Consider the following 21,667-nt stretch of genomic DNA (forward strand, 5'->3'; position numbering starts at 1 on the left):
AAGGGCCGGAACAGGCCTGCACCAAGGTTTGCCCCAACCAGTGCACACCCGTACACTGCCCGGCGACTGTCTGGTGTGAGTCGTACCATGCTTTATTCATTGCGTATGTTCCTGCTGGGGCTGCATTTTCTTGCCGTTGGCGTCGTGGGCCTGATCATTGGCCTGTGCCGCCCCTTCAACCCTGACAACAGCCGCGTTTTCGCCCGGCTCTACAGCTTGCCGGCCACCTGGCTGATGCGCATCAAGGTCAAGGCCGAAGTCGGCCCATTGTGGGACCACCCGCCCGGCTGTGTGATCGTGGCCAACCACCAGTCCAACTTCGACCTGTTCGTGCTGGGCCAAGTGGTGCCACAACGCACCGTCGCCATCGGCAAGAAGAGCCTGGGCTGGATCCCGCTGTTCGGCCAATTGTTCTGGCTGGGGGGCAACGTGCTGGTCGACCGCAAGAATGCCTATCAGGCGCGCAAGGCCATACAGAAGACCACCCGGGTTCTGCAGGACGACACCTCGATCTGGATTTTCCCCGAAGGCACCCGCAATGCCGGCGAGCATTTGCTGGCGTTCAAGAAAGGCGCATTTCATATGGCGATCGAAGCCGGTGTGCCGATCGTGCCGGTCTGCGTCAGCCGCTATGCCAGGCGCCTGAGCCTGAACAGCTGGCGTCAGCGCACGGTGATAGTGCGCTCGCTGCCGCCCATTGCCACGACGGGCATGACGCCGCAGGATCTGCCAGCGCTGATCGAGCAGTGCCGGGGGCAAATGCAGCAGTGCATTGACCGCATGGAAAAAGAACTGGCCTGATCCGGGTTGCTCTGGCGCCGGGTACAGCCCAAGCTGTATCCGTGTTCAACCGAATAAGCGGACAACCATGGGTCGAGTCGTGGCATCGGCGGTGTACAGCGCCGGCAGAAAGGTCACCAACATCAGCATCGACGAAGGCAGCGAGTGGGCGCGCAAGCCGGGGCATTTCGTGTGGATCGGCCTGGAAGAGCCCAATGCCGAGGAACTGGCCAACCTGCAGTCCCAGTTCAACCTGCACGAACTGGCCATCGAAGATGCCCTGGAAAAACACAGCCGGCCCAAGCTGGAAACCTTCGGTGACGCGTTGTTCATCGTCACCTACTCGCCCGTGCGCCACGAAGGCAAGCTGGAATTCATCGAAACCCATATCTTCGCGGGCAACGGCTACATCATCACCTGCCGCAACGGCCACTCCAAATCCTACGCCATGGTACGCCAGCGCTGCGAGGCCCGGCCCCTGCTGCTGGAACATGGCGAAGACTTCGTGCTGTACGCCCTGCTCGACTTCGTCACCGAGAACTACCAGCCGGTCAGCGAGGCCATACATGGCGAGATCGAAGAGCTGGAGGAAAGCGTACTGGGCGGCTCGCTGCAGGAAGACGACATCCGCCGCCTGCACAGCCTGCGCCGCGACATTCTGCGCCTGCGCCGCTACGTGGCGCCCATGGTTGAAGTGAGCGAAGAACTGCAGCGCCTGAACTTCCCGTTCATCGACAAGAACATGCGCCCGTACTTTCGTGATGTGCAGATTCACGTGACACGGCAGATGGAAGACCTGGCCGGCATCCGCGACATTGCCAGCCAGACCATCGAGATCGGCATGCTGCTGGAGTCGTCACGGCAAAGCATCGTGCAGCGCAAATTCGCGGCCTGGGCGGCGATTCTGGCGTTCCCTACGGCGATTGCCGGGGTGTACGGCATGAACTTCCAGAACATGCCAGAGCTGAGCTGGCACTACGGTTACTTCGCGGTACTGGGGGTGATTGCGACGGGGTGTGCCGGGTTGTATGCCAGCTTCAAGAAATCGGGTTGGCTTTGATGGCCTCTTCGCGGGCGCGCCCGCTCCCACAGGTTGCTCACAATTTTCAGCATTGTGCGCAACCTGTGGGAGCGGGCGTACCCGCGAAGGGTTGCAACCGATTATGCGGCGCTGTCGCCGGCCTTTGACGGCTGCTGGATAAAGCGCAACATCCACTCCCCTACCAGATCGCCCTGGTGCTCGGTGGCCAGGCTGGCGACGGCCTTGTGGTACACCTCGTCACCCAGGTATTCCTGGCGCGCATCGAGCAGTGCGCGGGAGTAGTCGTGCACGAACTCCGGGTGGCCCTGGAAGCACAGCACCTGGTCGCGAATGTGGTACGCCGCATTCGGGCAGAAATCGCTGGAGGCGATCACCGTGGCGCCTTCCGGCAGCTCGGTCACCTGGTCCTGGTGACTGATCAGCAAGGTCAGCTCCGACACCTCCGGGTCCATCCACGGCGCATGCGCCGCCAACGAGTAGCGATGGATACCCACGCCCCAGCCTTGCTCGGCCCGCTCGGCCTTGCCACCCAGGGTCAAGGCCAGCAACTGGTGGCCAAAACACACGCCCAGCAGCTTCTCACCACGCTCGTACAACTTGAGCAGGTAGGCCTTGAGGGTCTGGATCCACGGATCGGTACCGAACGAATCGGCCTTGCTGCCCGTCACAAGGTAGGCATCGAACTTTTCACTGTCGGCGGGATAGTCGCCGTGCATCACGTTGTACACACAAAATTCGGCGGCAATCGGCTGACGCGAGAAGAGCTGCTCGAACATCCTGCCGTAGCCCTGATATTGCGCCGTCAACTCCGGTCGCAGGACATCGGTTTCAAGGATGCAGATGCGTAACGACATAGGGGTAGTCCTGAACGACATGGGTGGGAATCTGCTGTAGAGACTGCCGCGAAAGGCACGTACAAGCAAGTAGGCTGCGCTGACGAACGGTCACATTTCGTCGGTGCGCGCCTGGCACTTGCGCCAGTGTCTAGATAGAGCATGCCAGCTGGCTGGCACTTGGCCTCATAGCCAAAAGAAATGTTTTTACCAAGCATTTAGAACAAAGGGTTCTCAAGCATGGATAACGCACACCCTACTGTTGGATGTATATCCACTTTCAAGAGGCAAGCAGTCAGGCGCCACGCAACGCCACTGTGATCGACCCGAAACGCGACAAGGAAGCCAACGGGTATTCAGGAATAACAACAAGAAGGCGGTCCGCCATGTTCAGACAATCGAAAATTCGCCAAGCTGGGCTCATTCTATTCGCCACTACATTGCTATTGATCTTGCCGAACCTTACACGTTTGTTTGGCTGACGGCGGCAGTGGCGCCAAGGGGCAACGCACAGGTAACCTGCTGGCCTTGATGGTCGGAGATTGCCTATGCGCCACTGCCTTGCCTTGCTAGCGTTGCTCCTGAGCCTGCCATTGTCGGCGGCGCAACTGCACCTTGAACTGGGGGCTACACCGCGCCAGTGGAGCAGCGCCGAACTGCTTGGCCATCCTGAGGCCCAGGATATCAGCATCGAACAGGACGTTTCCTACAAACGCCCCATGCGCTATCGGGCGGTGCCGCTGGCCACGCTGCTGGAAGGTGTGAGCGCGAGCGATCACCTGCAGGCCGTGGCGCTGGATGGCTTTGCCGCCGAAATGCCCGCCGCGGCATTGCTGCAGCCAGGGCCGGCAAGGGCCTGGTTGGCCGTGGAAGACCCAGGCAAACCGTGGCCGCCACTGGGTAAAGGCAAGCCAAGTGCCGGGCCGTTCTACCTGGTGTGGACTGCACCGCAGGCCAGCGGCATCCGCCCTGAACAGTGGCCCTTCCAGATCGCCACCCTTCGCAAGCTGGCCCCGGTGGACCAGCGGTTTCCCGCACTGCTGCCCGACCCGAAGCTGCCGGCCGACAGCCCGGTGCGCCAGGGCTTTGCCCTGTTCCAGCAGAACTGCCTGGTGTGCCACCGGTTGAACGGTGCGGGAGATGGGCAGGTGGGGCCGGACTTGAATGTGCCGCATAACCCGACCGAGTATTTTCAGCCGGTTTATTTGCGCAAGTTGATACGGGACCCGCAGAGCCTGCGGCAGTGGCCGCAGGCGAAGATGCCGGGGTTTGCCGAAAGTGTGTTGAATGAGCAGGAACTGGATGCGCTGCTGGCCTATTTGGGGCACATGGCAACGCGTAAGCCTTGACGGCCTCTTCGCGGGTAAACCCGCGAAGGGGCCTACACAAAACTGTCAGGCCGTGAGCCGTTCGTGCTTGACGCCCCACCCTTCCACCTCACCCCCATACGGTGTCACCAACTGCTCGAAGGCCTCTTCAAAGTCGCCAATCCCCCCATGGGTGGCGTACATGACCTTGCTCAGTTCCAGGTGCCAGGCACCGTCGCCCAGCTCCTTCACCTGGGCATTGAGCGATTCCCCGCGAAACTGCCCGGCGGCACGACGGGCCCCTGCTTCGTCCGGGAATACGGCATAGAACTCGATGGGGTGGATCTGGGTGAAGTCGAAACCGCCTGCTTTCATCTGGCGCAGGACGTTGCTGCTGATATCGTCGTTCTGGCTGCTCATGAATCGTCCTCCTGAATAAAGCAATGGATAGACTTTCCGTGCACTACGCACCTGCCGGCATTGGCCGGGCAGTTCGAGCTGATGCAAGACGCGAATTATTGAGGCGGCGCCAACCCGCAGAACAGGCAGGCCCTCCACTAGCGTAGCGCCTGCCAAGGCAGCACGCAAACGTGTGGTTCAGGGTGCTTCGTGAATGCTGGTGATGGTCACACCACTGTGCTCTTTGAGCCAGCGAGCAGTCGGGGAGATGATACGGTCCTGGAAGTCGTTGAGGTCCAGCTCGTCCATCACCGGAAACAAGTGTGAGCGAATGGCCCGCGCAGCGTCTTCCTCGCTGGGGCAATGCTCGGCATGCAACAGCAATGCGGACGGTTCGCCCTTCTGGTCGGCAAAGATGACTTCCCACTCTTTCATTGAACGGACCCTCTCAGTCAACGAACACCAGGTGTGTGATGCCTGAATAACTGACCTTGGGGCGGGGAGAATGTTCAGTCCGGGAAAGTTGTGCGGGGCCCCTTCACGGGCTTGCCCACTCCCACAGGGCCAGCACAAGGTTCGAACCCTGAGCAATGCCTGTGAGAGCGGGCAAGCCTGCGAATGGGCCGCAACGCGGCCCCGGTTTACTTCTGCGTGCTGTGCACTGCGCCAGCGGTATTATCCAGCAGGCTCTTGGTCGCAGTCTGGATATACGCTTCCAGCCTCTTGAGCATTTCCGGCTGGTCCGGGCTTTCGATCAGCTCGGCCTTGAACTCGCTGCCCAGCTGGTAGCGGTACATCCGCGGGCTCATGTCCTTGGACTCGATCAGGATACGGTCACCCTGCACCAGCCCGACGATCTGCTCGCTGCCCGACGGCTTGATCATGCCCACGCCCTGGTCACCCTCAGGCAGGTTGAGCAGGTCGCGCCCCCAGCACTGATGGCGCGTCTTGCCGCCCAGGCGCCCCATGATGGTCGGCACGATGTCAACCTGGGTACCCACGGTGTGGTTCACCGCCCCGAACTTCTCCTGAATGCCCGGGGCAATCAGCAGCAACGGCACGTTGAAACGGCCCAGGTCCAGCTCGGTAACCTGCTGGTGGTTGCCAAAGCCATGGTCACCGACGATGACGAACAGGGTGTCCTTGAAGTAAGGCTCTTTACGCGCCTTCTCGAAGAACTGGCCCAGTGCCCAGTCCGAGTAACGCATGGCGGTCAGGTGCTCGTCCAGACGGCCCTGGCCGGTAACCTTCTCTACCGGCAAGTCCTTCGGCAGCGCATATGGCGTGTGGTTGGACAGCGTCTGCAGCAGCGCGTAGATCGGCTTCTTGCCATCATGCTTGGCCAGCTCTTCGTTGCCGCGGTCGAACATGTCCTGGTCGGACACACCCCAGGTCGGGTCGGAGAACACCGGGTTGACGAAGTCATTACGGCCGATGAAGGTGGTCATCCCCTGGTTGCCAAAGAACCCGGACTGGTTATCCCAGGCAAAGTCGCCGTTGTAGACATACACGTCGTCGTAGTCACGGGCGCCGAGCAGGGCTGGCAGGCCCGACAGCTTATGGCCGCCTTCCGGGGTCTGCATCAGGTATTCGAAACCTGGCAGGTTGGGGAAGCAGGCCATGGTGGCGAACATGCCCTGGTGGGTATGGGTGCCGTTGGAGAAGAAGCGGTCGAACAGCAGGCCTTCTTTGGCCAGCTTGTCGAAGTACGGGGTGATGTTGTTGGGGCTGCCCAGCGCACCTACCGAGTGGCCGGCGAAGCTTTCCATCAGGATCACCACCACGTTCTTGATCGGCAGGGTCCGGTCAGCCGGCGGTACAAAGTCGCGACGGATAGCGGCTTCGTCGGCGTCGACCAGTGTGTCGTTGGCCGTCAGCAGTTGCTCACGCACACTTTGCGTGGCCACGTCCTGCTCCAGCACTGGCTTCCAGATGTTGGCACGGTCCTCGCTGAAGCGGCTCTTGGCGGCGTCGATCAGGGTCAGGGTACCGTTCAGGCCCAGCTGGTTGACGAAGTTGGAGTCAGTGGTAAAGGCATCACCCCAGCGCATCGGCGGGCCCTGGCGCAGGGTGCCACGGGCAGCGACCACGGCCACCAGCAAGATCACCATGAATACCGCCAGGCGCTTGTACCACGGGGCAACGCGGTACAGGCCTTCGGCTCGGGTAGCGCGATCGATACCTTTGAACAGCAGGCTCAGCAGCCAGGTACCGAGGGCCCAGGCCAGCAGGTAGCGCACCACCGGGAAACCGTACCAGAGCATGCTCATGACGGTTTTAGGGTCTTCCTGGATGTACTGGAACACCAGGCCATTGAGGCGCTGGTGGAACTCGCGGTAAAAGTCCATTTCCATCAGGCCGAGGAACATCACCACGCTCGAAGCGAGGGTCAGCCAGAAACGGAACACACCACGCCGGGCCATGGCCCAAGGGCTGAGCATGGCCAGCAGCAGTGGGATGCTGATGTACACCACCACCCGCAGGTCGAAGCGCAAGCCGTTGAGGAAGCCTTCGGCGACAGTCGCATAAGGGGTATCGCCGACCATGTCGTTGTTGTAGGCCAGCAGCGCCAGGCGCACGAGGCTGAGCATCAGCATGATCACCAGGCCGCTGAGCAGCGTGTAGGCCAGGTGGGATTTCAGGGTCGGCGAAAACGACGTTCGCGCGCCCTGTTGCTTCAAGGCGTCCGTGTTAGCCATGAATGGGAAGGTCCTAGGATTGCGGTTTGCGAAGAGGCGATGGCGCTAGACCAACGCAGCATTATGCGGGTGCGGATTCTGTTTAAACCCATGTGAAAATTTTGTCACGGCCCTATTTCTGGCTATGTCAGTAACGCGCCTAGAGCCGCACATTCCCCCGCGGCCCGGCAATCGCCCAGATCACCAGCCCCACCACCGGCAGCAGTGCGATCAACAAGATCCACAACACCTTGATGCCCACCTCGCTGCCACTCTTGATCACGTTGAGAATGGCCCAGATATCCAGTGCCAGAATGATCAGCCCGACCAGGCTGTTGAAGGTAGATCCCATGTCTGAATTCCTGTCAGAGGCTTTGCTGCACAGCATAGTCAGCTATCGCGCCAATAGAAGGGAATCCTTGGCGGAAGTCGCGGGTCCCTCGTTAGACTGACTGCATTCATTGATTCGAGGTTCGCATGCCCCCTGCCCACAGCCAAAGCGCCGCCCCATCCTCACTGCTGCAGGCCTGGCGCCAGCAGGTCACCGATACCCCCTGGCTCAGCGCCGGCCTGGGGCTGAGCCTGCTGGCGGTGTGCGTGCTGCTGGCCGCCAGTTTCTGGAACGCGGTGAACGGCGACCATGCCGACAACCTGCACCTGGCCATGCTGGGCGGGTTGTCCGGCTTTGGCGCCACTGCGCTGGGCGCGGTGCTGGCAGTGGTGCTGCGCGATGTCAACGCGCGCACCCAGGACGTGATGCTGGGCTTTGCTGCCGGCATGATGTTGGCCGCCAGCTCGTTTTCGCTGATTCTGCCGGGCCTGGAGGCTGCCCGCGAGATCACGGGCAACGGCCCGGCCGCCGCGTTTACCGTGGTGCTGGGCATGGGCCTGGGTGTGCTGCTGATGCTGGGCCTGGACCGCTTCACCCCGCATGAACACGAAAGCACCGGCCCGTGCGGGCCCGAAGCCGAGCGCATCAGCCGGGTGTGGTTGTTCGTGCTGGCGATAACCCTGCACAACCTGCCTGAAGGCATGGCGATTGGCGTGAGCTTTGCCAATGGCGACATGAACATCGGCCTGCCGCTGACCAGTGCCATCGCCATTCAGGACATCCCCGAAGGGCTGGCCGTGGCGCTGGCCTTGCGCGCCACGGGGCTTTCGAACCTCAAGGCGGCGTTGGTGGCGATTGGGTCGGGCCTGATGGAGCCGCTAGGGGCGGTGATCGGGCTGGGGATTTCTACCGGCTTTGCCCTCGCCTACCCGATCAGCATGGGGCTGGCGGCAGGGGCGATGATCTTTGTGGTCAGCCACGAGGTGATCCCCGAAACCCACCGCAATGGGCACCAGACAGCGGCGACCCTGGGGTTGATGGGCGGGTTTGCGGTGATGATGTTTCTCGACACTGCGCTGGGCTGAAGATTGATGTTTCGTGAGCCGGCCTCTTCGCGGGCTCGCCCGCTCCCACAGGGTTATCACAGGGCCTGATGCGGTGGAGTACCTGTGGGAGCGGGCATGCCCGCGAACAAGCAATTACTGGTATCAGATGTGGACGGCGACTTTCAAAGCCTCCAGCGCCGGCTCAACCTTGATGCCCAGCTCTGCGCCCAGCTCCATCACCCGCGCCAGGTCCTGCTGCCCCACCATGACCATCTGCAGTTCGTCATCCAGCAACTGGCTGAAGTTGAGCAGCACATAACCACCCGCCTCCTTGTTCAGCGCGCCCATCTGCACCTGAATGCGGTTGAGCGCAGTCAGTGGTTCGGTACGGGCCAACTGCTTGGGCTTGAGGGTAAACGGCACGCTGTTGTCGAACGAGTCGCTGATCTGCTGGAACAGGTCCTGGTAGCTGTCGGCCTGGAACACCACGGTATCCGGCAGGCTGCCGAGCACCACCCATTCGCCCAAGGGAATCGGGAAAGTGTCGTCGTAGTTGATGTCGGGGTTGGCGGCCAGGAAGGCGACAGGGTCGGCGTAGGCCTGGGCGGCCTCGTCGGCAATACGCTCGATGTCTGCCTCACGCATGCAGCCGGCGCCAATGAGGCTGATGAATTCGAGCAACTGAGTTTTCATGAATGGGGGCCTGCGACGGGTGAAAAGTCGCCAAGGATAGCCGCAAATGCCCCCTGGCGGTTAGCCGGCCAGCGTTTGCAGGCGCGCGGCGGTGTCTGCTGCACCCATGGTTTGCGCCGCCATCAGGGCGGTGATGCCGCGGGCATCCTGGTGCGCCGGGTTGGCCCCTTGTGCCAGCAGGTAGTCGAGGATTTCGCTGCGGTTGAACATGGCCGCCAACATCAGCGCGGTGCGACCGTCCTGCGCGGCGGCATCCACCGGCACGCCATGCTCCACCAACAGGCGAATCATCGCCAGGTCCCCTTTGAATGCGGCACCGGCAATCGGCAACTGGCCATTGTCGTTGGCAATCAGCGGGTCGGCACCTTGCGCCAGCAGCACGCGCACCGCCTCGTGGTTGCCGTGGTAGCTGGCCAGCATCAGCAAGGTATCGCCCTTGTGGTTACGCAGGTTGGCCGGCAGGCCGCTGGCAAGCAGGCGCCCGAGCATGTCGGCATCGCCCTGGCGGGCACGTTCGAACACCTGCTCGGCGAACGCGGCGGTTTCGTCATCGGTCATGGTAGCGGGTGCGGTCTGGCTGGGCATAGGGAACCTCCTGGCATAATTGATGGACCAAGTGTTCGTCAGGCATGCCAGGGCGGTCAAAGGTTCAGATTCTATCGGGCCGATAGGCACTGGCTGACCCGTGCAAAATGCACTGTGCAAAATGCACGACCATGCAGCTTGCACGATACCGCTTCTGCAAATTCTCCGTAACAGCCTGTATTTACTGGATTTTTCGCCAAACAGGATTCTGGCACGGTCACTGCAACCATCAACTCATGTCTGCCACACACCAGCCAGGAGTTGATATGGACCTCATCCAGCAAAAGTTCGCCTCGGTATTTTCGGCCTATCAGGTAAATACCCAAGCCCGGCCCGATGGCGGTGTACTGCTTACCCTGCGCGCAGCGGATGGCAAGGTTACCCGCCGGGTGCTGACCTATGGGCAATTGCACAGTGCCGAACAGCTGTCCTGGGCAATCAGTGCCATCCGTCGTGACCTGGCTGAAGAGGCCAGTGAGTTGCCGGTCATCTCGATGCTGCAGAGCCAGCAGCGGTTTGCCTTGCCGACTTACCGCTGAGGGGGTATTGCCTGAACTGGCCTCTTCGCGGGTGAACCCGCTCCTACATTGACTGCGCGATGCCTAAGGGCGGCGCCACCGCTGTAGGAGCGGGTTCACCCGCGAAGAGGCCGGCAATGCCATTACAACTCGTCGATCCCCAGAAACGCCCGCGCCGTTACATCCCCGGTAAACCGCGCCTGCATGCCCTGCTCGCTGCCGTACAAGCGAAACGCCAGGCAAAACGGTGCATCCCCCAGCTCAACCCAGCGCCGCGTCCCGGCCGGCACCAGCAGCTGGTCACCTTTCTCGCACAGCACCGAATACACCCAGTCGCCCAACCGCAGGCCAACCTGCGCCCGCCCGCTGACCACGGCGAACAGCTCGTCGGCCTCATGCACATGTTCATCACGCACATCGACCTGTGCCGGGTCTTCACCGTCGCGGTTGAGCAACGCGAAGGCCTTGCTGCCATGCGCCGTCATCAACTCATCCAGATACACGCGGCAAGCATCCAGCACCTCGTCCTGGGCCGTGCCCGGGCGCACCCGCAGGCCAGGTTCGGCGTGGACAAAGCGCACGCCCTGTTCAGCCAAGGTGGCAGCGATATCGTCGTGGTGAGTCAGCACCTTGTTCGGCAGTTCCGGGCTGGCGGGGTGAAAAACGCTGAGAATGCTCATCAGGGGCGGGTCCTGGTCGGTTGCGAACAAAGGGCAATGATAACGGCTGCGGCCAGGGCTGCGGCACTGGCCATACCAAAGGTGAAGGTGGGGCCCAGCAGCTTCCAGCTGTAGCCTGAGTACAGCGCCCCCAGCGCACCGCCGGTACCCGACAGCGCTGCGTAAAGCGCCTGGCCCTGGCCCTGCTGGCGGGCGCCGAAGCTGGCCTGGACGAATGCAATGCTGGCGGCATGGAAGCAGCCGAAGGTGGCCGCATGCAGCAGTTGGGCGAAGATCAGTACTGTCGGCTCCTGGGCCAGGTTGCCCAGCAGCAGCCAGCGCAATGTTGCCAGCAGGAAGCTGGCCAACAGTACACGCTGCACGCTGAAACGGGCGAACAGGCGGCTCATGACCATGAACATCAGCACCTCGGCCACCACCCCAAGCGCCCAGAGCAGGCCGATGGCACCGCGCGTGTAGCCCAAGTGCTCCAGGTGCAAGGTAAGGAAGGTGTAGTACGGCCCGTGGCTGAGCTGCATCAGTGCCACGCACACATAGAACGCGATCACCCCCGGGGCGCGCAACTGCTGCAGGAAGCCCCCCGCGCCGCTGCGCCCGCCCTGTTCCACCGGCTGCGCATTGGGCACCCACAGGCTGGCGGCGACGATGCCGGCCATGATCGTGACCAGTGCCACCGGGTAGATGTCCAGGCTCAACCACTCGAACAAGCGGCCCAGGCCGACCACGGTGAGGATGAAACCGATCGAACCCCACAGACGTACCTGGCTGTAGCGCGACGTCTGCCCGTGCAGGTGGGCCAGGGTAATGACCTCGAACTGCGGCAGCACCGCATGCCAGAAGAACGCGTGCAGGGCCATCACCAGCGCCAGCCAGGCGTAGCTTTTGCCGAAGAAGATCAGGGCGAAGGTGGCCAGGGTGCATAGGGCGCCAAGGCGTACGATCAACAGGCGCTGGCCCGTGCGGTCACCCAGCCAGCCCCACAGGTTGGGGGCCACGCAGCGCATCAGCATGGGAATGGCCACCAGCTCGCCGATGCGCGCCGGGGAGAAGCCCAGGTGGTCGAAGTACAGCGCCAGGAAAGGTGCGGTGGAGCCCAGCAGGGCGAAGTAGAACAGGTAGAAGCTGGACAGGCGCCAGTAGGGAATGGGTTGCATGGGATGGCCTTGTGGGACCTGTGCCGGCCGCTTCGCGGGTTTAGCCGCGAAGTGGCCGGCGTAAGCAAATCAGAGCTGGCCCAGCACCGGGGTAGCGACCTTCACCTCGGCATTCTGCGCGCGGTGGCGCAGCAGGTGGTCCATCAACGCGATGGCCATCATCGCCTCGGCAATCGGTGTGGCGCGGATGCCCACGCACGGGTCGTGGCGGCCTTTGGTGATGACGTCCACCGGGTTGCCATCGACATCAATCGAGCGGCCCGGGGTGGTGATGCTGGAAGTGGGCTTCAGTGCCAGGTGGGCAACGATCGGCTGGCCCGAGGAAATACCACCCAGAATGCCGCCTGCATTGTTGCTGAGGAAGCCGTCCGGGGTCAGTTCGTCCCGGTGCTCGGTGCCGCGCTGGGCCACACTGGCGAAGCCGGCGCCGATCTCCACGCCCTTGACCGCGTTGATGCTCATCAGCGCATGAGCCAGCTCTGCATCCAGGCGGTCGAAGATCGGCTCGCCCAGGCCGGGCATCACGCCTTCCGCAACCACGGTGATCTTGGCGCCCACCGAGTCCTGGTCGCGGCGCAGCTGGTCCATGTAGGCCTCCAGCTCAGGTACTTTGTCCGGGTCGGGGCTGAAGAAGGCGTTCTGCTCCACCGACTCCCAAGACTTGAACGGGATTTCGATCGGGCCCAACTGGCTCATGTAGCCACGCACGGTGATGCCCTGGGTGGCCAGGAACTTCTTGGCGATAGCACCGGCGGCCACGCGCATGGCGGTTTCACGGGCCGAGCTGCGACCGCCGCCGCGGTAGTCGCGGATACCGTACTTGTGGTGGTAGGTGTAGTCGGCGTGGGCCGGGCGGAACAGGTCCTTGATGGCCGAGTAGTCCTTGGACTTCTGGTCGGTGTTGCGGATCAGCAGGCCGATCGAGCAGCCGGTGGTGCGGCCTTCGAACACGCCGGAAAGGATTTCTACCTCGTCGGCTTCCTGGCGCTGGGTGGTGTGCCGGCTGGTGCCGGGCTTGCGCCGGTCAAGGTCGTGCTGCAGGTCGGCGAGGGAGATTTCCAGGCCCGGTGGGCATCCATCGACAATGGCGACCAACGCCGGGCCATGGCTCTCGCCAGCGGTGGTGACAGTGAACAGCTTGCCGTAGGTATTGCCGGACATGGACGCTCCGCGAGTTCTGCCTGAAATGGACGAAAGCAGCAGTATACAGATGGTTTGATCGCCTGTGCGGGCCTCTTCGCGGGCACGCCGGTTCCCACAGGATCACCACAGATCCAAATGCTGTGAAATACCTGTGGGAGCGGGCGTGCCCGCGAGAGGGCCGAACCAGCAATTCGCCCCCCAGAACCTTCCTGCAAACATTGGGTCAAACCCATATCTCCCCAAGTAGTACCGCATGATGTCGCGCCTCGTCGCCTTGCTCTTCCTGCTGTGCACCGGCCTGGCCCAGGCCGCCGCCCCCACTGTGCTGCAACGCCCGATCGACCTGGACACCGGCCAGGGCGTGCTGCATGGCAGCCTGCTGCTGCCGCAACAGGCCACCCCGCCGCCAGTGGTGCTGATCATCGCCGGCTCCGGCCCCACCGACCGCGACGGCAACAACCCGGCCTCCGGCAAGGTCGACAACCTCAAGCGCCTGGCCCTGTTGCTGGCCAACGAGCACATTGCCAGCGTGCGTTACGACAAACGCGGCGTGGCCGCCAGCCAGCCGGCCACGCCTGACGAGCGTGACCTCAGCGTGGAGCGCTATGTGGCCGATGTGGTCGCCTGGAGCCGCAAGCTCAAAGCCGACCCGCGCTTCGGCCCGCTGATCCTGATTGGCCACAGCGAAGGCGCGCTGATTGCCAGCCTGGCCGCCGAGCAGGCAGGGGCCAGCGCAGTCATCACCCTGGCCGGCAGCGGCCGGCCGCTGGCCGAGGTACTGCGCGAACAACTGGCCAAGCGCCTGCCGCCGGCGCAACTGGCCGGTGGCAGTGCCCTGCTCGACCGCCTGCAGGCCGGGCAGACCAGCCTGGATGTGCCAGCGCCGCTGCGCCAGGTGTTTCGCCCCAGCGTGCAGCCATACCTGATTTCGCTGTTCCAGCAAAACCCGGCAGCCGCCTTTGCCCGCCTGCCCATGCCGGCACTGATCGTGCAGGGGCGCAATGACGTGCAGGTGGACGTGGCCGACGCCCAGCGGCTGAAAGCGGCCAAACCAGATGCGCAACTGGTCCTGATCGATGGCATGAACCACATGCTGCGCATCAGCCCCAAGGGCATGAGCCAGCAGCGCGACAGCTACCTCAACCCCGAGCTACCGCTGGCGCGCGAACTGGGTGAGCGAATTGTGACATTCATCCAGCATTTGCCTGCGGCGTAAGTCAAACAGGCTCAGGTCTCGGGCATGCCTGCCGATACAGCAGGCATAGCTGAGGACAAGCCCTGATGACCACCGCCCCCACCGCCGTCGAGCCGGCCGAAGAACCCCAGGAAATCCCCGCCCTGCCTTGGGCCGAGCTGACCGCCGAACATTTCCAGCTGCTACGCCTGGCAGCACTGCCGACCGACCGCAGCACCGGCGCGCGGCCGCTGCGTTTTGTGCAGTTCGGCTATGCCGAGCGCCATGACAAGGCACACAGCCTGCTGCGCATGGAAATCCAGTTGCCCGGCCAGAAGGTGCACAAAGAGCAGAACCGCCTGGACATCCGCGTCGACCATGCCGAGCGTCTGGTGCGTATTGGCAATGAACATGGCTTGCAAGTGGAGCCCGTGAACCGCGGTATCGGCCGTTTCATGCTGGCCCAGGCCGCCCAGTGGTTGCAGCGCAAGTGGTCGCACTACCGGGTGGAAGGTATGGCGCTGCCTAGCAAGGACGCCCTGAACGAGGACTCACGCCTGCGCCGTGACCACTGCTTGCGCGGGGTCGGTATCGAGGTGGAGTACGAGGAAAACCAGCATCTGAAAGGCCGTACCGCGGACATGACGGTGGCCCAGCTCAAGGCTGTCTGGAACAGCGAGCGCCTGCAGCGGGTAGAGATTCTGGATGCCGCCAACCTGCTGCAGCAGGCGGACCAGCAACTGCAGGAAAAGGAAGGGCAACTGCGCGAGCGGGATGAGCGCGTGGCCAAATACCAGCGCGAAGACGGCGGATTGCGTTTCACCATTACCTGCCTGGTGGCGTTTGCCGTGTTCCAGGCAGGGCTGTTGATCTGGATTGCAACCCGCTAAGACCGCATCAGCCGGTGGAGTTTGGGGCCGCTTGGCGGCCCATCGCGACACAAGGCCGCTCCCACGAGGTATTGCTCAATTTCCAAAGCTGGCGCGATCCCTGTGGAAGCGGGCTTGCCCGCGAGCACGGGCAAAGCCCGTGCCATCCACCGCGGTGTCTTCTTAGCGGGTAAACCCGCTCCCACACGGGATCACGCTTGTGTCGCGATGGGCTGCACAGCAGCCGCAAATAGCCTAAACGCGGGCCTTGAACAATTCCTGATGCTGGCGGCACTGCTCGGCCGTGAGCATGAACACCCCGTGCCCGCCACGCTCGAATTCCAGCCAGGCAAAGTCCACCTCGGGGTACAACGCCTCGACATGCACCTGGCTGTTGCCCACTTCGACAATCAGCAACCCCTTCTCGGTCAGGTGGTCAGCCGCTTCGGCCAGCATCCGCCGTACCAGGTCCAGGCCGTCGCTGCCGCAGGCCAGGCCCAGTTCGGGCTCATGGTGGTACTCGGCCGGCATGTCGTCGAAGTCTTCGGCATCGACATACGGCGGGTTGGACAGGATCAGGTCGAAACGTTGCCCCGGCAAACCGCCAAAGCCGTCGCCCTGCACGGTGTACACACGACCGTCCAGGCCATGGCGCTCGATGTTCTGGTTGGCCACTTCAAGGGCCTGGAACGACAGGTCGGCCAACACCACCTCGGCCTCGGGGAACACGTCGGCGGCGACGATGCCGATGCAGCCCGACCCCGTGCACAGGTCCAGAATGCGCGCCGGGTCGCTGGCCAGCCACGGCTCGAAACGTTTTTCGATCAGCTCGCCAATGGGCGAACGCGGCACCAACACCCGTTCGTCGACGATGAACGACATGCCGCAGAACCAGGCCTCGCCCAGCAGGTAGGCGGCCGGCACACGCTCTTCGATACGGCGTTTGAGCAGGTGCTGCAGGCGTACCCGCTCGTCGTCCTCGAGCATGCAGTCCAGGTAGCTGTCGGCCACCTCCCATGGCAAGTGCACGGCACCGAGCACCAGCATGCGGGCCTCGTCCCAGGCGTTGTCGGCACCGTGACCGAAGAACAGGTCATGCTCGTGGAAGCGGCTGACCGCCCAGCGGATGTAGTCGCGCAGCGTGCGCAGACGGGATGTGATCACGGGGTACTCCTATTTTCAGACCGGACAAAAGTCTAACAGCCCCACCCGCACATTTGTTCCTTTGCCTTGCCCAAAGGCTAGCCACAGGCCAGTAACCATGCCGCTTGCGTTGTCAACCATTCCCATTGGCGCCAAGGCAGGGGAGAATAGGTATACAAAAGCCCTATCCAAGGAGCCCTTGATGTCCGTTCCAACCACGATGTTTCGCCTCACTGGCCGCGACTATCCGCCGGCCAAGCTGAGCCACGCCAGCCTGATCATCATCGATGCACAAAAGGAGTACCTCAGTGGTCCCCTGAAGCTGTCGGGCATGGACGAGGCCGTGGCCAACATCGCCAGGTTGCTCGACGCCGCACGTAAAAGCGGCCGTCCGATCATCCATGTTCGCCACCTGGGCACTGTCGGGGGCCGCTTCGACCCCCAGGGGCCGGCTGGCGAGTTCATTCCGGGGCTGGAGCCGCTGGAAGGTGAAATCGTCATCGAAAAGCGCATGCCCAACGCGTTCAAGAACACCAAGCTGCATGAAACATTGCAGGAGCTGGGCCACCTTGACCTGATCGTCTGTGGTTTCATGAGCCACTCCAGCGTCAGCACCACCGTTCGCCGCGCCAAGGACTATGGTTATCGGTGCACCCTGGTAGAAGACGCGTCGGCAACCCGCGACCTGGCATTCAAGGACGGCGTCATTCCGGCCGCACAGATTCACCAGTGCGAAATGGCCGTGATGGCTGACAACTTCGCTTGCGTGGCACCCACCGCCAGCCTCATCTGAGCGGCTTGCAGGACCGCCCGGCAGCCGGGCGGAACCCGATGGGCAGCAGCAGGTCGAATTCCGGATATCCACCGAGGAGAGCGGAATGAAGCTTAAAGGCAGTTTCGACGCCAAGCGCCTGCGCCCGCGCGAACCGCGTAACTGGGGCGCCCGCCTGGCGGCCGGCCTGTCGGCCCTGCTGGCGACGCTGGGCGTGTTGCTGGCCATGGCCGGCGCCGCCGGCCTGCTGGGCAACTACCCTGCCCTGCAGGAACTCAACACCAACAAGCCGTTGTCCAGCATCCTCACCGTGGCTGGCTTGCTGCTGCTGTGGCTGGGCGTGCGTTTCTGGCGGCGCAGCCGTATCCGCTTGCGCCGCGGGCGGGAGCTGAACCTGTCGCCGCACCTGATGAAGAAGCACGATTGATGGTTTTGCGTAACCTGTGCGGGCCTCATCGCGGGTAAACCCGCTCCTACAGGTGCCCGGCCGCCTTCAGGCTCTGTGATATCCATGCAGGAGCGGGTTCACCCGCGAAGAGGCCCGCACAGGCTGCACACGGCCCCACAGTCGCGTAAACTACGTCGCCTACGTGGAGGCATCATGCAAGACGACGATTTTTCCCTGTTCAAGGCCGAAGTGCGCGGCGTAAGGCCGATCAGCCACGACCGTGCCGACGTCGGCAAGCCCAAGGCCGACCGCCAGAAGCTGGCCGGCCTGCGCCAGGCAGCGACCGTGCGCAGTGACAAGGCTTTGGTCATCGATGGCATGTCCGACCAGTTTGTCATCGACGTCGGCGCCGAAGACGAGCTGATGTGGCGCCGCGATGGCGTGCAGGAAGGCCAACTGCGCAAGCTGAAGCTGGGGCAGATTCCATTCGAGGGCAGCCTCGACCTGCACGGCATGACAGTGGAAAAGGCCCGCGAAACCTTGTGGGACTTCATCGCCGAAGCCACCAAACTGGAGGTGCGCTGCGTGCGGGTGACCCACGGCAAGGCCGCGCGCCTGGACGGCAAGCGCCCGATGATCAAGAGCCACGTCAACACCTGGCTGCGCCAGCACCCGCAAGTGCTCGGTTTTGCCTCGTGCAGTGCCCGCCACGGCGGCACTGGCGCTGTGTATGTGATGCTGAAGCGAACCATGCTCGAAGGGCGCGACGAGTAACGCCGCGCTTGCAGCGCCGCCCTCACCGCCGTACCCTTCGTTTTTGCGATTTTTTCCCACAGGTAGATCCATGTCCCTGGAACAGAACTACACCGAGATCCTCAGCCAGATTGGCGAGGACGTCTCCCGTGAGGGCCTGCTCGACACGCCCAAGCGGGCTGCAAAGGCGATGAAGTACCTTTGCCGCGGTTATGAGCAAACACTGGAAGAAGTCACCAATAACGCTTTGTTCAGCTCTGACAACAGCGAAATGGTGCTGGTCCGGGACATCGAACTGTATTCGATGTGCGAACACCACATGCTGCCGTTCATTGGCAAGGCACACGTTGCCTACCTGCCAAAGGGCAAGGTACTGGGCCTGTCGAAGGTGGCACGTATCGTCGACATGTACGCCCGCCGCCTGCAGATCCAGGAAAACCTCAGCCGCCAGATCGCCGAAGCCGTGCAGCAGGTAACCGGTGCCGCAGGCGTGGCCGTGGTGGTCGAAGCCAAGCACATGTGCATGATGATGCGCGGTGTCGAGAAGCAGAATTCCACCATGATCACCTCGGTGATGCTGGGTGAGTTCCGCGATAACGCCGCCACCCGTAGCGAGTTTCTCAGCCTGATCAAGTGATTGGTTGCTGGCCCCAAGCCGACCCTTCAGGGTCGGCTTTTGCATTTCAGGAGTTGTCCATGATCGTCAAAGCCCTGCGGGTTGGCCTCGGCCAGCTCATCGTGTTCGGTGACTGGATCAGCCGCCCGGCCAAGCGCAAGCGCGACGCCGCCGCCCAGGCCCGCATCGAGCAAGCAGCCAAGGGGCTGGCGCTGTACCAGTTCCACGCCTGCCCATTCTGCGTCAAAACCCGCCGCACCCTGCACCGGTTGAACGTGCCGGTGGCGCTGCGCGATGCCAAGAACGACCCGCTGCACCGCCAGGCCCTGCAAGAAGGTGGCGGCCGGGTGAAAGTGCCATGCCTGCGCATTGAAGAAGCCGGTAAGGTGACCTGGATGTATGAGTCCAAGGCAATCATTGCTTACCTGGATGAGCGGTTTGCCGCCATCTGACTAACGCAGCAGATCCCTGTGGGAGCGGGCGAGCCCGCGAAGCAGACACCGCGGTGGTTGGCACGGGCTGCGCCCGTGTTCGCGGGCACGCCGGCTCCCACAAGGGTTGCGCAAGCGCCTGGAAAACAGGTCGGTTTCAACCCACCATCGGCACATGCCGAGGGTGGCTGCTGACCCGCTCCAGCCAGGCCCTTACCGCCGGGTACTCTGCCAGGTCGAACCCGCCCTGCTGCGCCACATGGGTGTAGGCATACAACGCCACATCGGCAATCGAGTACTGCTCACCCACCAGGTAAGGCGTCATCTGCAACTGTCGCTCCATCACCCTCAGCGCCTTGTAGCCGCCCTTGTGCAACTTGCGGTACTCGTCCAGGCGCTCGTCCGGCAGCCCCAGGTAGAACTGGATGAACCGCGCCACGGCAATGTACGGCTCATGGCTGTACTGTTCGAAAAACTGCCACTGCAGCACCTGGGTACGCAGACGCGGCTCGCTGGGCAGGAACTCGCTGCCATCGGCCAGGTAGTTGAGAATGGCGTTGGACTCCCACAGGTAGCTACCGTCTTCCAGTTCCAGCACCGGTACCTTGCCGTTGGGGTTCATCGCCAGAAACTCGGGCGTTTCGGTCTCGCCCTTGAGAATGTCCACCGGGTGCCATTCATATGGCCGGCCCAGCAGGCTCAACATCAGCTTGACCTTGTAACAGTTACCCGACTGGTAGTCGCCATAGACCTTGTACATCGACCCTCCCTGCAAAGCAGTTTCGCAATTGCGCCCAATATTTGGCGACTGTACGGCTAAAAGCAATGGCCGCTGTATGGCAAGGATCAACCTTGCTCGCTGTAGTCTGAAAAAACTGCTTACACCTTTACAAGGATTTTGTTCATGACCGATGCCACTTCCGCACGCCTGCGGCCCCTGGCAGACACCTCCCCGTCGGCGGTGGTCGCCGGCTTCATTGCCATGCTCACCGGCTATACCAGTTCGCTGGTGCTGATGTTTCAGGCCGGTCAGGCGGCCGGGCTGACCACCGCGCAGATTTCGTCATGGATCTGGGCGCTGTCGATTGGCATGGCGGTGTGCAGCATCGGCCTGTCGCTACGCTACCGCACACCGATCACCATCGCCTGGTCCACCCCTGGCGCGGCGCTGCTGATCACCAGCCTGGGTGGGGTCAGCTATGGCGAGGCCATTGGTGCCTACATTACCTGCGCCTTGCTGGTGCTGGTGTGCGGCCTGACCGGCAGCTTCGAGCGCCTGGTCAAACGCATCCCGGCCTCGCTGGCCTCGGCCTTGCTGGCGGGCATCCTGTTCAAGATCGGCAGCGAAATCTTCGTGGCTGCGCAGCATCGCACGCTGCTGGTGCTGGGCATGTTCTTCAGCTACCTGCTGGTCAAGCGCCTGTCGCCGCGTTATTGCGTGCTGGCGGCACTGATGGTGGGCACTGCGTTGTCTGGTGCACTGGGCCTGCTGGACTTCAGCGGCTTCCACCTGGAAGTGGCCAAGCCGGTGTGGACCACGCCAAGCTTCTCGCTGGCAGCAACCATCAGCATCGGCATTCCGCTGTTCGTGGTGGCCATGACCTCACAGAACATGCCCGGCGTGGCCGTCCTGCGTGCCGACGGCTACCAGGTGCCGGCCTCGCCGCTGATCTCGGCCACCGGCTTTGCCTCGCTGGTGCTGGCGCCGTTCGGCTCGCATGGGGTCAACCTGGCTGCGATCAGCGCGGCGATCTGCACCGGACCGCATGCCCATGAAGACCCGAACAAACGTTACACCGCAGCAGTGTGGTGCGGGATTTTCTACGGCATTGCCGGGGTGTTCGGGGCCACCTTGGCGGCACTGTTCGCGGCATTGCCGAAAGAGCTGGTGCTGTCGATTGCGGCACTGGCGCTGTTTGGTTCGATCATGAACGGTTTGACCGTGGCCATGAGCGAAGCGCGCGAGCGGGAGGCAGCGGTGATCACCTTCATGGTGACTGCTTCGGGGCTGACCTTGTTCTCGATTGGTTCGGCGTTCTGGGGGATTGTGGCGGGGGTGTTGGCCTTGATGATTCTTGGGCCGCGTAGGGTATGACGGTAGAGGTAGGGTATGACGGTAGAGTGGTGTTGATGGTAGAGGTAGGGTATGGCGGTAGAGTGGTGTTGATGGTAGAGGTAGGGTATGGCGGTAGAGCGGTGTTGATGGTGAGATCGAGCGCCGCCCGCGCGGCGCATCGCGAGCTGCGCTCGCTCCTACGTTTGTTTTTGGCCAGTAACACCTGTTGCAGGCGCGCGCGACCGCCTTGCTCGTACGACGCGATATCGAGCCATG

General features: G+C 62.7%; 25 protein-coding genes. 13 read left to right on the forward strand and 12 right to left on the reverse strand.

Going from position 1 to position 21,667, the window contains the following annotated elements:
• Positions 1-87: 87 nt before the first annotated feature.
• Both ACE4QZ_RS20060 and ACE4QZ_RS20065 read left to right on the forward strand, forming a co-directional pair.
• Positions 88-801 carry a lysophospholipid acyltransferase family protein gene (locus ACE4QZ_RS20060; RefSeq protein ID WP_021783099.1) on the forward strand — a complete coding sequence of 238 codons (714 nt, stop codon included), beginning with the start codon at positions 88-90 and terminating at the stop codon, positions 799-801.
• Positions 802-868: 67 nt separating this feature from the next.
• Entirely contained in the window at positions 869-1,840 is a 972-nt protein-coding gene (locus ACE4QZ_RS20065) for a magnesium and cobalt transport protein CorA (protein ID WP_021783098.1), read from the forward strand.
• Between the two features lie 101 nt (positions 1,841-1,941).
• Here the strand turns inward: ACE4QZ_RS20065 and ACE4QZ_RS20070 are convergent, their stop codons facing one another.
• Entirely contained in the window at positions 1,942-2,676 is a 735-nt protein-coding gene (locus ACE4QZ_RS20070) for an amidotransferase (RefSeq protein WP_010952873.1), read from the reverse strand.
• Between the two features lie 527 nt (positions 2,677-3,203).
• Here ACE4QZ_RS20070 and ACE4QZ_RS20075 point away from each other — a divergent pair.
• Positions 3,204-4,004 (forward strand): cytochrome c, encoded by an 801-nt coding sequence (locus ACE4QZ_RS20075; protein ID WP_325948629.1) that lies wholly within the window; start codon positions 3,204-3,206, stop codon positions 4,002-4,004.
• A 45-nt stretch (positions 4,005-4,049) separates the two neighbouring features.
• On the opposite strand, the gene ACE4QZ_RS20080 is transcribed toward ACE4QZ_RS20075, so the two are convergent.
• The 4 genes from ACE4QZ_RS20080 to ACE4QZ_RS20095 form a co-directional block, all read right to left on the reverse strand.
• Positions 4,050-4,382, reverse strand: coding sequence for a ribonuclease E inhibitor RraB (locus ACE4QZ_RS20080; protein WP_003252824.1), 333 nt, complete (start codon positions 4,380-4,382; stop codon positions 4,050-4,052).
• Between the two features lie 177 nt (positions 4,383-4,559).
• A complete protein-coding gene (locus tag ACE4QZ_RS20085; protein ID WP_021783096.1) occupies positions 4,560-4,796 on the reverse strand; it encodes a hypothetical protein in 237 nt (78 codons plus the stop codon).
• 206 nt (positions 4,797-5,002) lie between these two features.
• Entirely contained in the window at positions 5,003-7,060 is a 2,058-nt protein-coding gene (locus tag ACE4QZ_RS20090; RefSeq protein WP_028698248.1) for an LTA synthase family protein, read from the reverse strand.
• Between the two features lie 139 nt (positions 7,061-7,199).
• The gene (locus tag ACE4QZ_RS20095; RefSeq protein ID WP_003252818.1) at positions 7,200-7,391 is read right to left on the reverse strand and encodes a PLDc N-terminal domain-containing protein; all 192 of its coding nucleotides are present in this window, start codon (positions 7,389-7,391) and stop codon (positions 7,200-7,202) included.
• 125 nt (positions 7,392-7,516) lie between these two features.
• Between ACE4QZ_RS20095 and ACE4QZ_RS20100 the strand changes: the two genes are divergently transcribed.
• Complete coding sequence (locus ACE4QZ_RS20100; protein WP_021783094.1) at positions 7,517-8,455, forward strand: ZIP family metal transporter; 939 nt, start codon at positions 7,517-7,519, stop codon at positions 8,453-8,455.
• A gap of 123 nt (positions 8,456-8,578) precedes the next feature.
• Here the strand turns inward: ACE4QZ_RS20100 and ACE4QZ_RS20105 are convergent, their stop codons facing one another.
• Both ACE4QZ_RS20105 and ACE4QZ_RS20110 read right to left on the reverse strand, forming a co-directional pair.
• Positions 8,579-9,109, reverse strand: a complete 531-nt coding sequence (locus ACE4QZ_RS20105; protein WP_028698247.1) for a hypothetical protein — start codon at positions 9,107-9,109, stop codon at positions 8,579-8,581.
• Between the two features lie 60 nt (positions 9,110-9,169).
• Positions 9,170-9,694: an ankyrin repeat domain-containing protein gene (locus tag ACE4QZ_RS20110; RefSeq protein ID WP_410480156.1), complete on the reverse strand. Its 525-nt coding sequence runs from the start codon at positions 9,692-9,694 to the stop codon at positions 9,170-9,172.
• 266 nt (positions 9,695-9,960) lie between these two features.
• On the opposite strand from ACE4QZ_RS20110, the gene ACE4QZ_RS20115 reads away from it, so the two are divergent.
• On the forward strand, positions 9,961-10,233 hold the full coding sequence (locus ACE4QZ_RS20115; RefSeq protein WP_021783091.1) for a DUF3509 domain-containing protein: 273 nt from the start codon (positions 9,961-9,963) through the stop codon (positions 10,231-10,233).
• 122 nt (positions 10,234-10,355) lie between these two features.
• Here the strand turns inward: ACE4QZ_RS20115 and ACE4QZ_RS20120 are convergent, their stop codons facing one another.
• The 3 genes from ACE4QZ_RS20120 to aroC form a co-directional block, all read right to left on the reverse strand.
• Positions 10,356-10,892, reverse strand: a complete 537-nt coding sequence (locus ACE4QZ_RS20120) for an oxidase (RefSeq protein WP_084852266.1) — start codon at positions 10,890-10,892, stop codon at positions 10,356-10,358.
• The gene (locus tag ACE4QZ_RS20125) at positions 10,892-12,046 is read right to left on the reverse strand and encodes an MFS transporter (RefSeq protein ID WP_021783089.1); all 1,155 of its coding nucleotides are present in this window, start codon (positions 12,044-12,046) and stop codon (positions 10,892-10,894) included. The genes ACE4QZ_RS20120 and ACE4QZ_RS20125 overlap by 1 nt, the downstream gene beginning before the upstream one ends.
• Positions 12,047-12,115: 69 nt before the next feature.
• Positions 12,116-13,207 carry a chorismate synthase gene (gene aroC, locus ACE4QZ_RS20130; RefSeq protein ID WP_021783088.1) on the reverse strand — a complete coding sequence of 364 codons (1,092 nt, stop codon included), beginning with the start codon at positions 13,205-13,207 and terminating at the stop codon, positions 12,116-12,118.
• A gap of 235 nt (positions 13,208-13,442) precedes the next feature.
• On the opposite strand from aroC, the gene ACE4QZ_RS20135 reads away from it, so the two are divergent.
• Complete coding sequence (locus ACE4QZ_RS20135; RefSeq protein WP_053870500.1) at positions 13,443-14,405, forward strand: alpha/beta hydrolase; 963 nt, start codon at positions 13,443-13,445, stop codon at positions 14,403-14,405.
• Between the two features lie 65 nt (positions 14,406-14,470).
• Positions 14,471-15,253 carry a hypothetical protein gene (locus ACE4QZ_RS20140; RefSeq protein WP_021783086.1) on the forward strand — a complete coding sequence of 261 codons (783 nt, stop codon included), beginning with the start codon at positions 14,471-14,473 and terminating at the stop codon, positions 15,251-15,253.
• A gap of 234 nt (positions 15,254-15,487) precedes the next feature.
• Here the strand turns inward: ACE4QZ_RS20140 and prmB are convergent, their stop codons facing one another.
• The gene (gene prmB / locus ACE4QZ_RS20145) at positions 15,488-16,396 is read right to left on the reverse strand and encodes a 50S ribosomal protein L3 N(5)-glutamine methyltransferase (RefSeq protein WP_021783085.1); all 909 of its coding nucleotides are present in this window, start codon (positions 16,394-16,396) and stop codon (positions 15,488-15,490) included.
• Between the two features lie 181 nt (positions 16,397-16,577).
• Between prmB and ACE4QZ_RS20150 the strand changes: the two genes are divergently transcribed.
• The 5 genes from ACE4QZ_RS20150 to ACE4QZ_RS20170 all read left to right on the forward strand — a co-directional run bounded on the left by ACE4QZ_RS20150 (position 16,578) and on the right by ACE4QZ_RS20170 (position 19,356).
• Positions 16,578-17,168 carry a cysteine hydrolase family protein gene (locus ACE4QZ_RS20150; RefSeq protein WP_021783084.1) on the forward strand — a complete coding sequence of 197 codons (591 nt, stop codon included), beginning with the start codon at positions 16,578-16,580 and terminating at the stop codon, positions 17,166-17,168.
• Between the two features lie 85 nt (positions 17,169-17,253).
• The gene (locus tag ACE4QZ_RS20155; protein WP_021783083.1) at positions 17,254-17,574 is read left to right on the forward strand and encodes a hypothetical protein; all 321 of its coding nucleotides are present in this window, start codon (positions 17,254-17,256) and stop codon (positions 17,572-17,574) included.
• A gap of 174 nt (positions 17,575-17,748) precedes the next feature.
• A complete protein-coding gene (locus ACE4QZ_RS20160; RefSeq protein ID WP_021783082.1) occupies positions 17,749-18,309 on the forward strand; it encodes a Smr/MutS family protein in 561 nt (186 codons plus the stop codon).
• A gap of 70 nt (positions 18,310-18,379) precedes the next feature.
• Positions 18,380-18,925, forward strand: a complete 546-nt coding sequence (folE, locus tag ACE4QZ_RS20165; RefSeq protein WP_003252789.1) for a GTP cyclohydrolase I FolE — start codon at positions 18,380-18,382, stop codon at positions 18,923-18,925.
• Between the two features lie 59 nt (positions 18,926-18,984).
• A complete protein-coding gene (locus ACE4QZ_RS20170) occupies positions 18,985-19,356 on the forward strand; it encodes a glutaredoxin (RefSeq protein WP_021783081.1) in 372 nt (123 codons plus the stop codon).
• Between the two features lie 136 nt (positions 19,357-19,492).
• Here the strand turns inward: ACE4QZ_RS20170 and ACE4QZ_RS20175 are convergent, their stop codons facing one another.
• Positions 19,493-20,095: a glutathione S-transferase family protein gene (locus ACE4QZ_RS20175; protein ID WP_021783080.1), complete on the reverse strand. Its 603-nt coding sequence runs from the start codon at positions 20,093-20,095 to the stop codon at positions 19,493-19,495.
• A gap of 144 nt (positions 20,096-20,239) precedes the next feature.
• Here ACE4QZ_RS20175 and ACE4QZ_RS20180 point away from each other — a divergent pair, with 144 nt between their 5' ends.
• Complete coding sequence (locus ACE4QZ_RS20180; RefSeq protein ID WP_028698243.1) at positions 20,240-21,430, forward strand: benzoate/H(+) symporter BenE family transporter; 1,191 nt, start codon at positions 20,240-20,242, stop codon at positions 21,428-21,430.
• Positions 21,431-21,667 lie beyond the last annotated feature (237 nt).

The sequence above is a fragment of the Pseudomonas sp. DCA-1 genome (assembly GCF_046523955.1).
In the GTDB taxonomy this organism is placed as follows: Bacteria; Pseudomonadota; Gammaproteobacteria; order Pseudomonadales; family Pseudomonadaceae; genus Aquipseudomonas; species Aquipseudomonas putida_Y.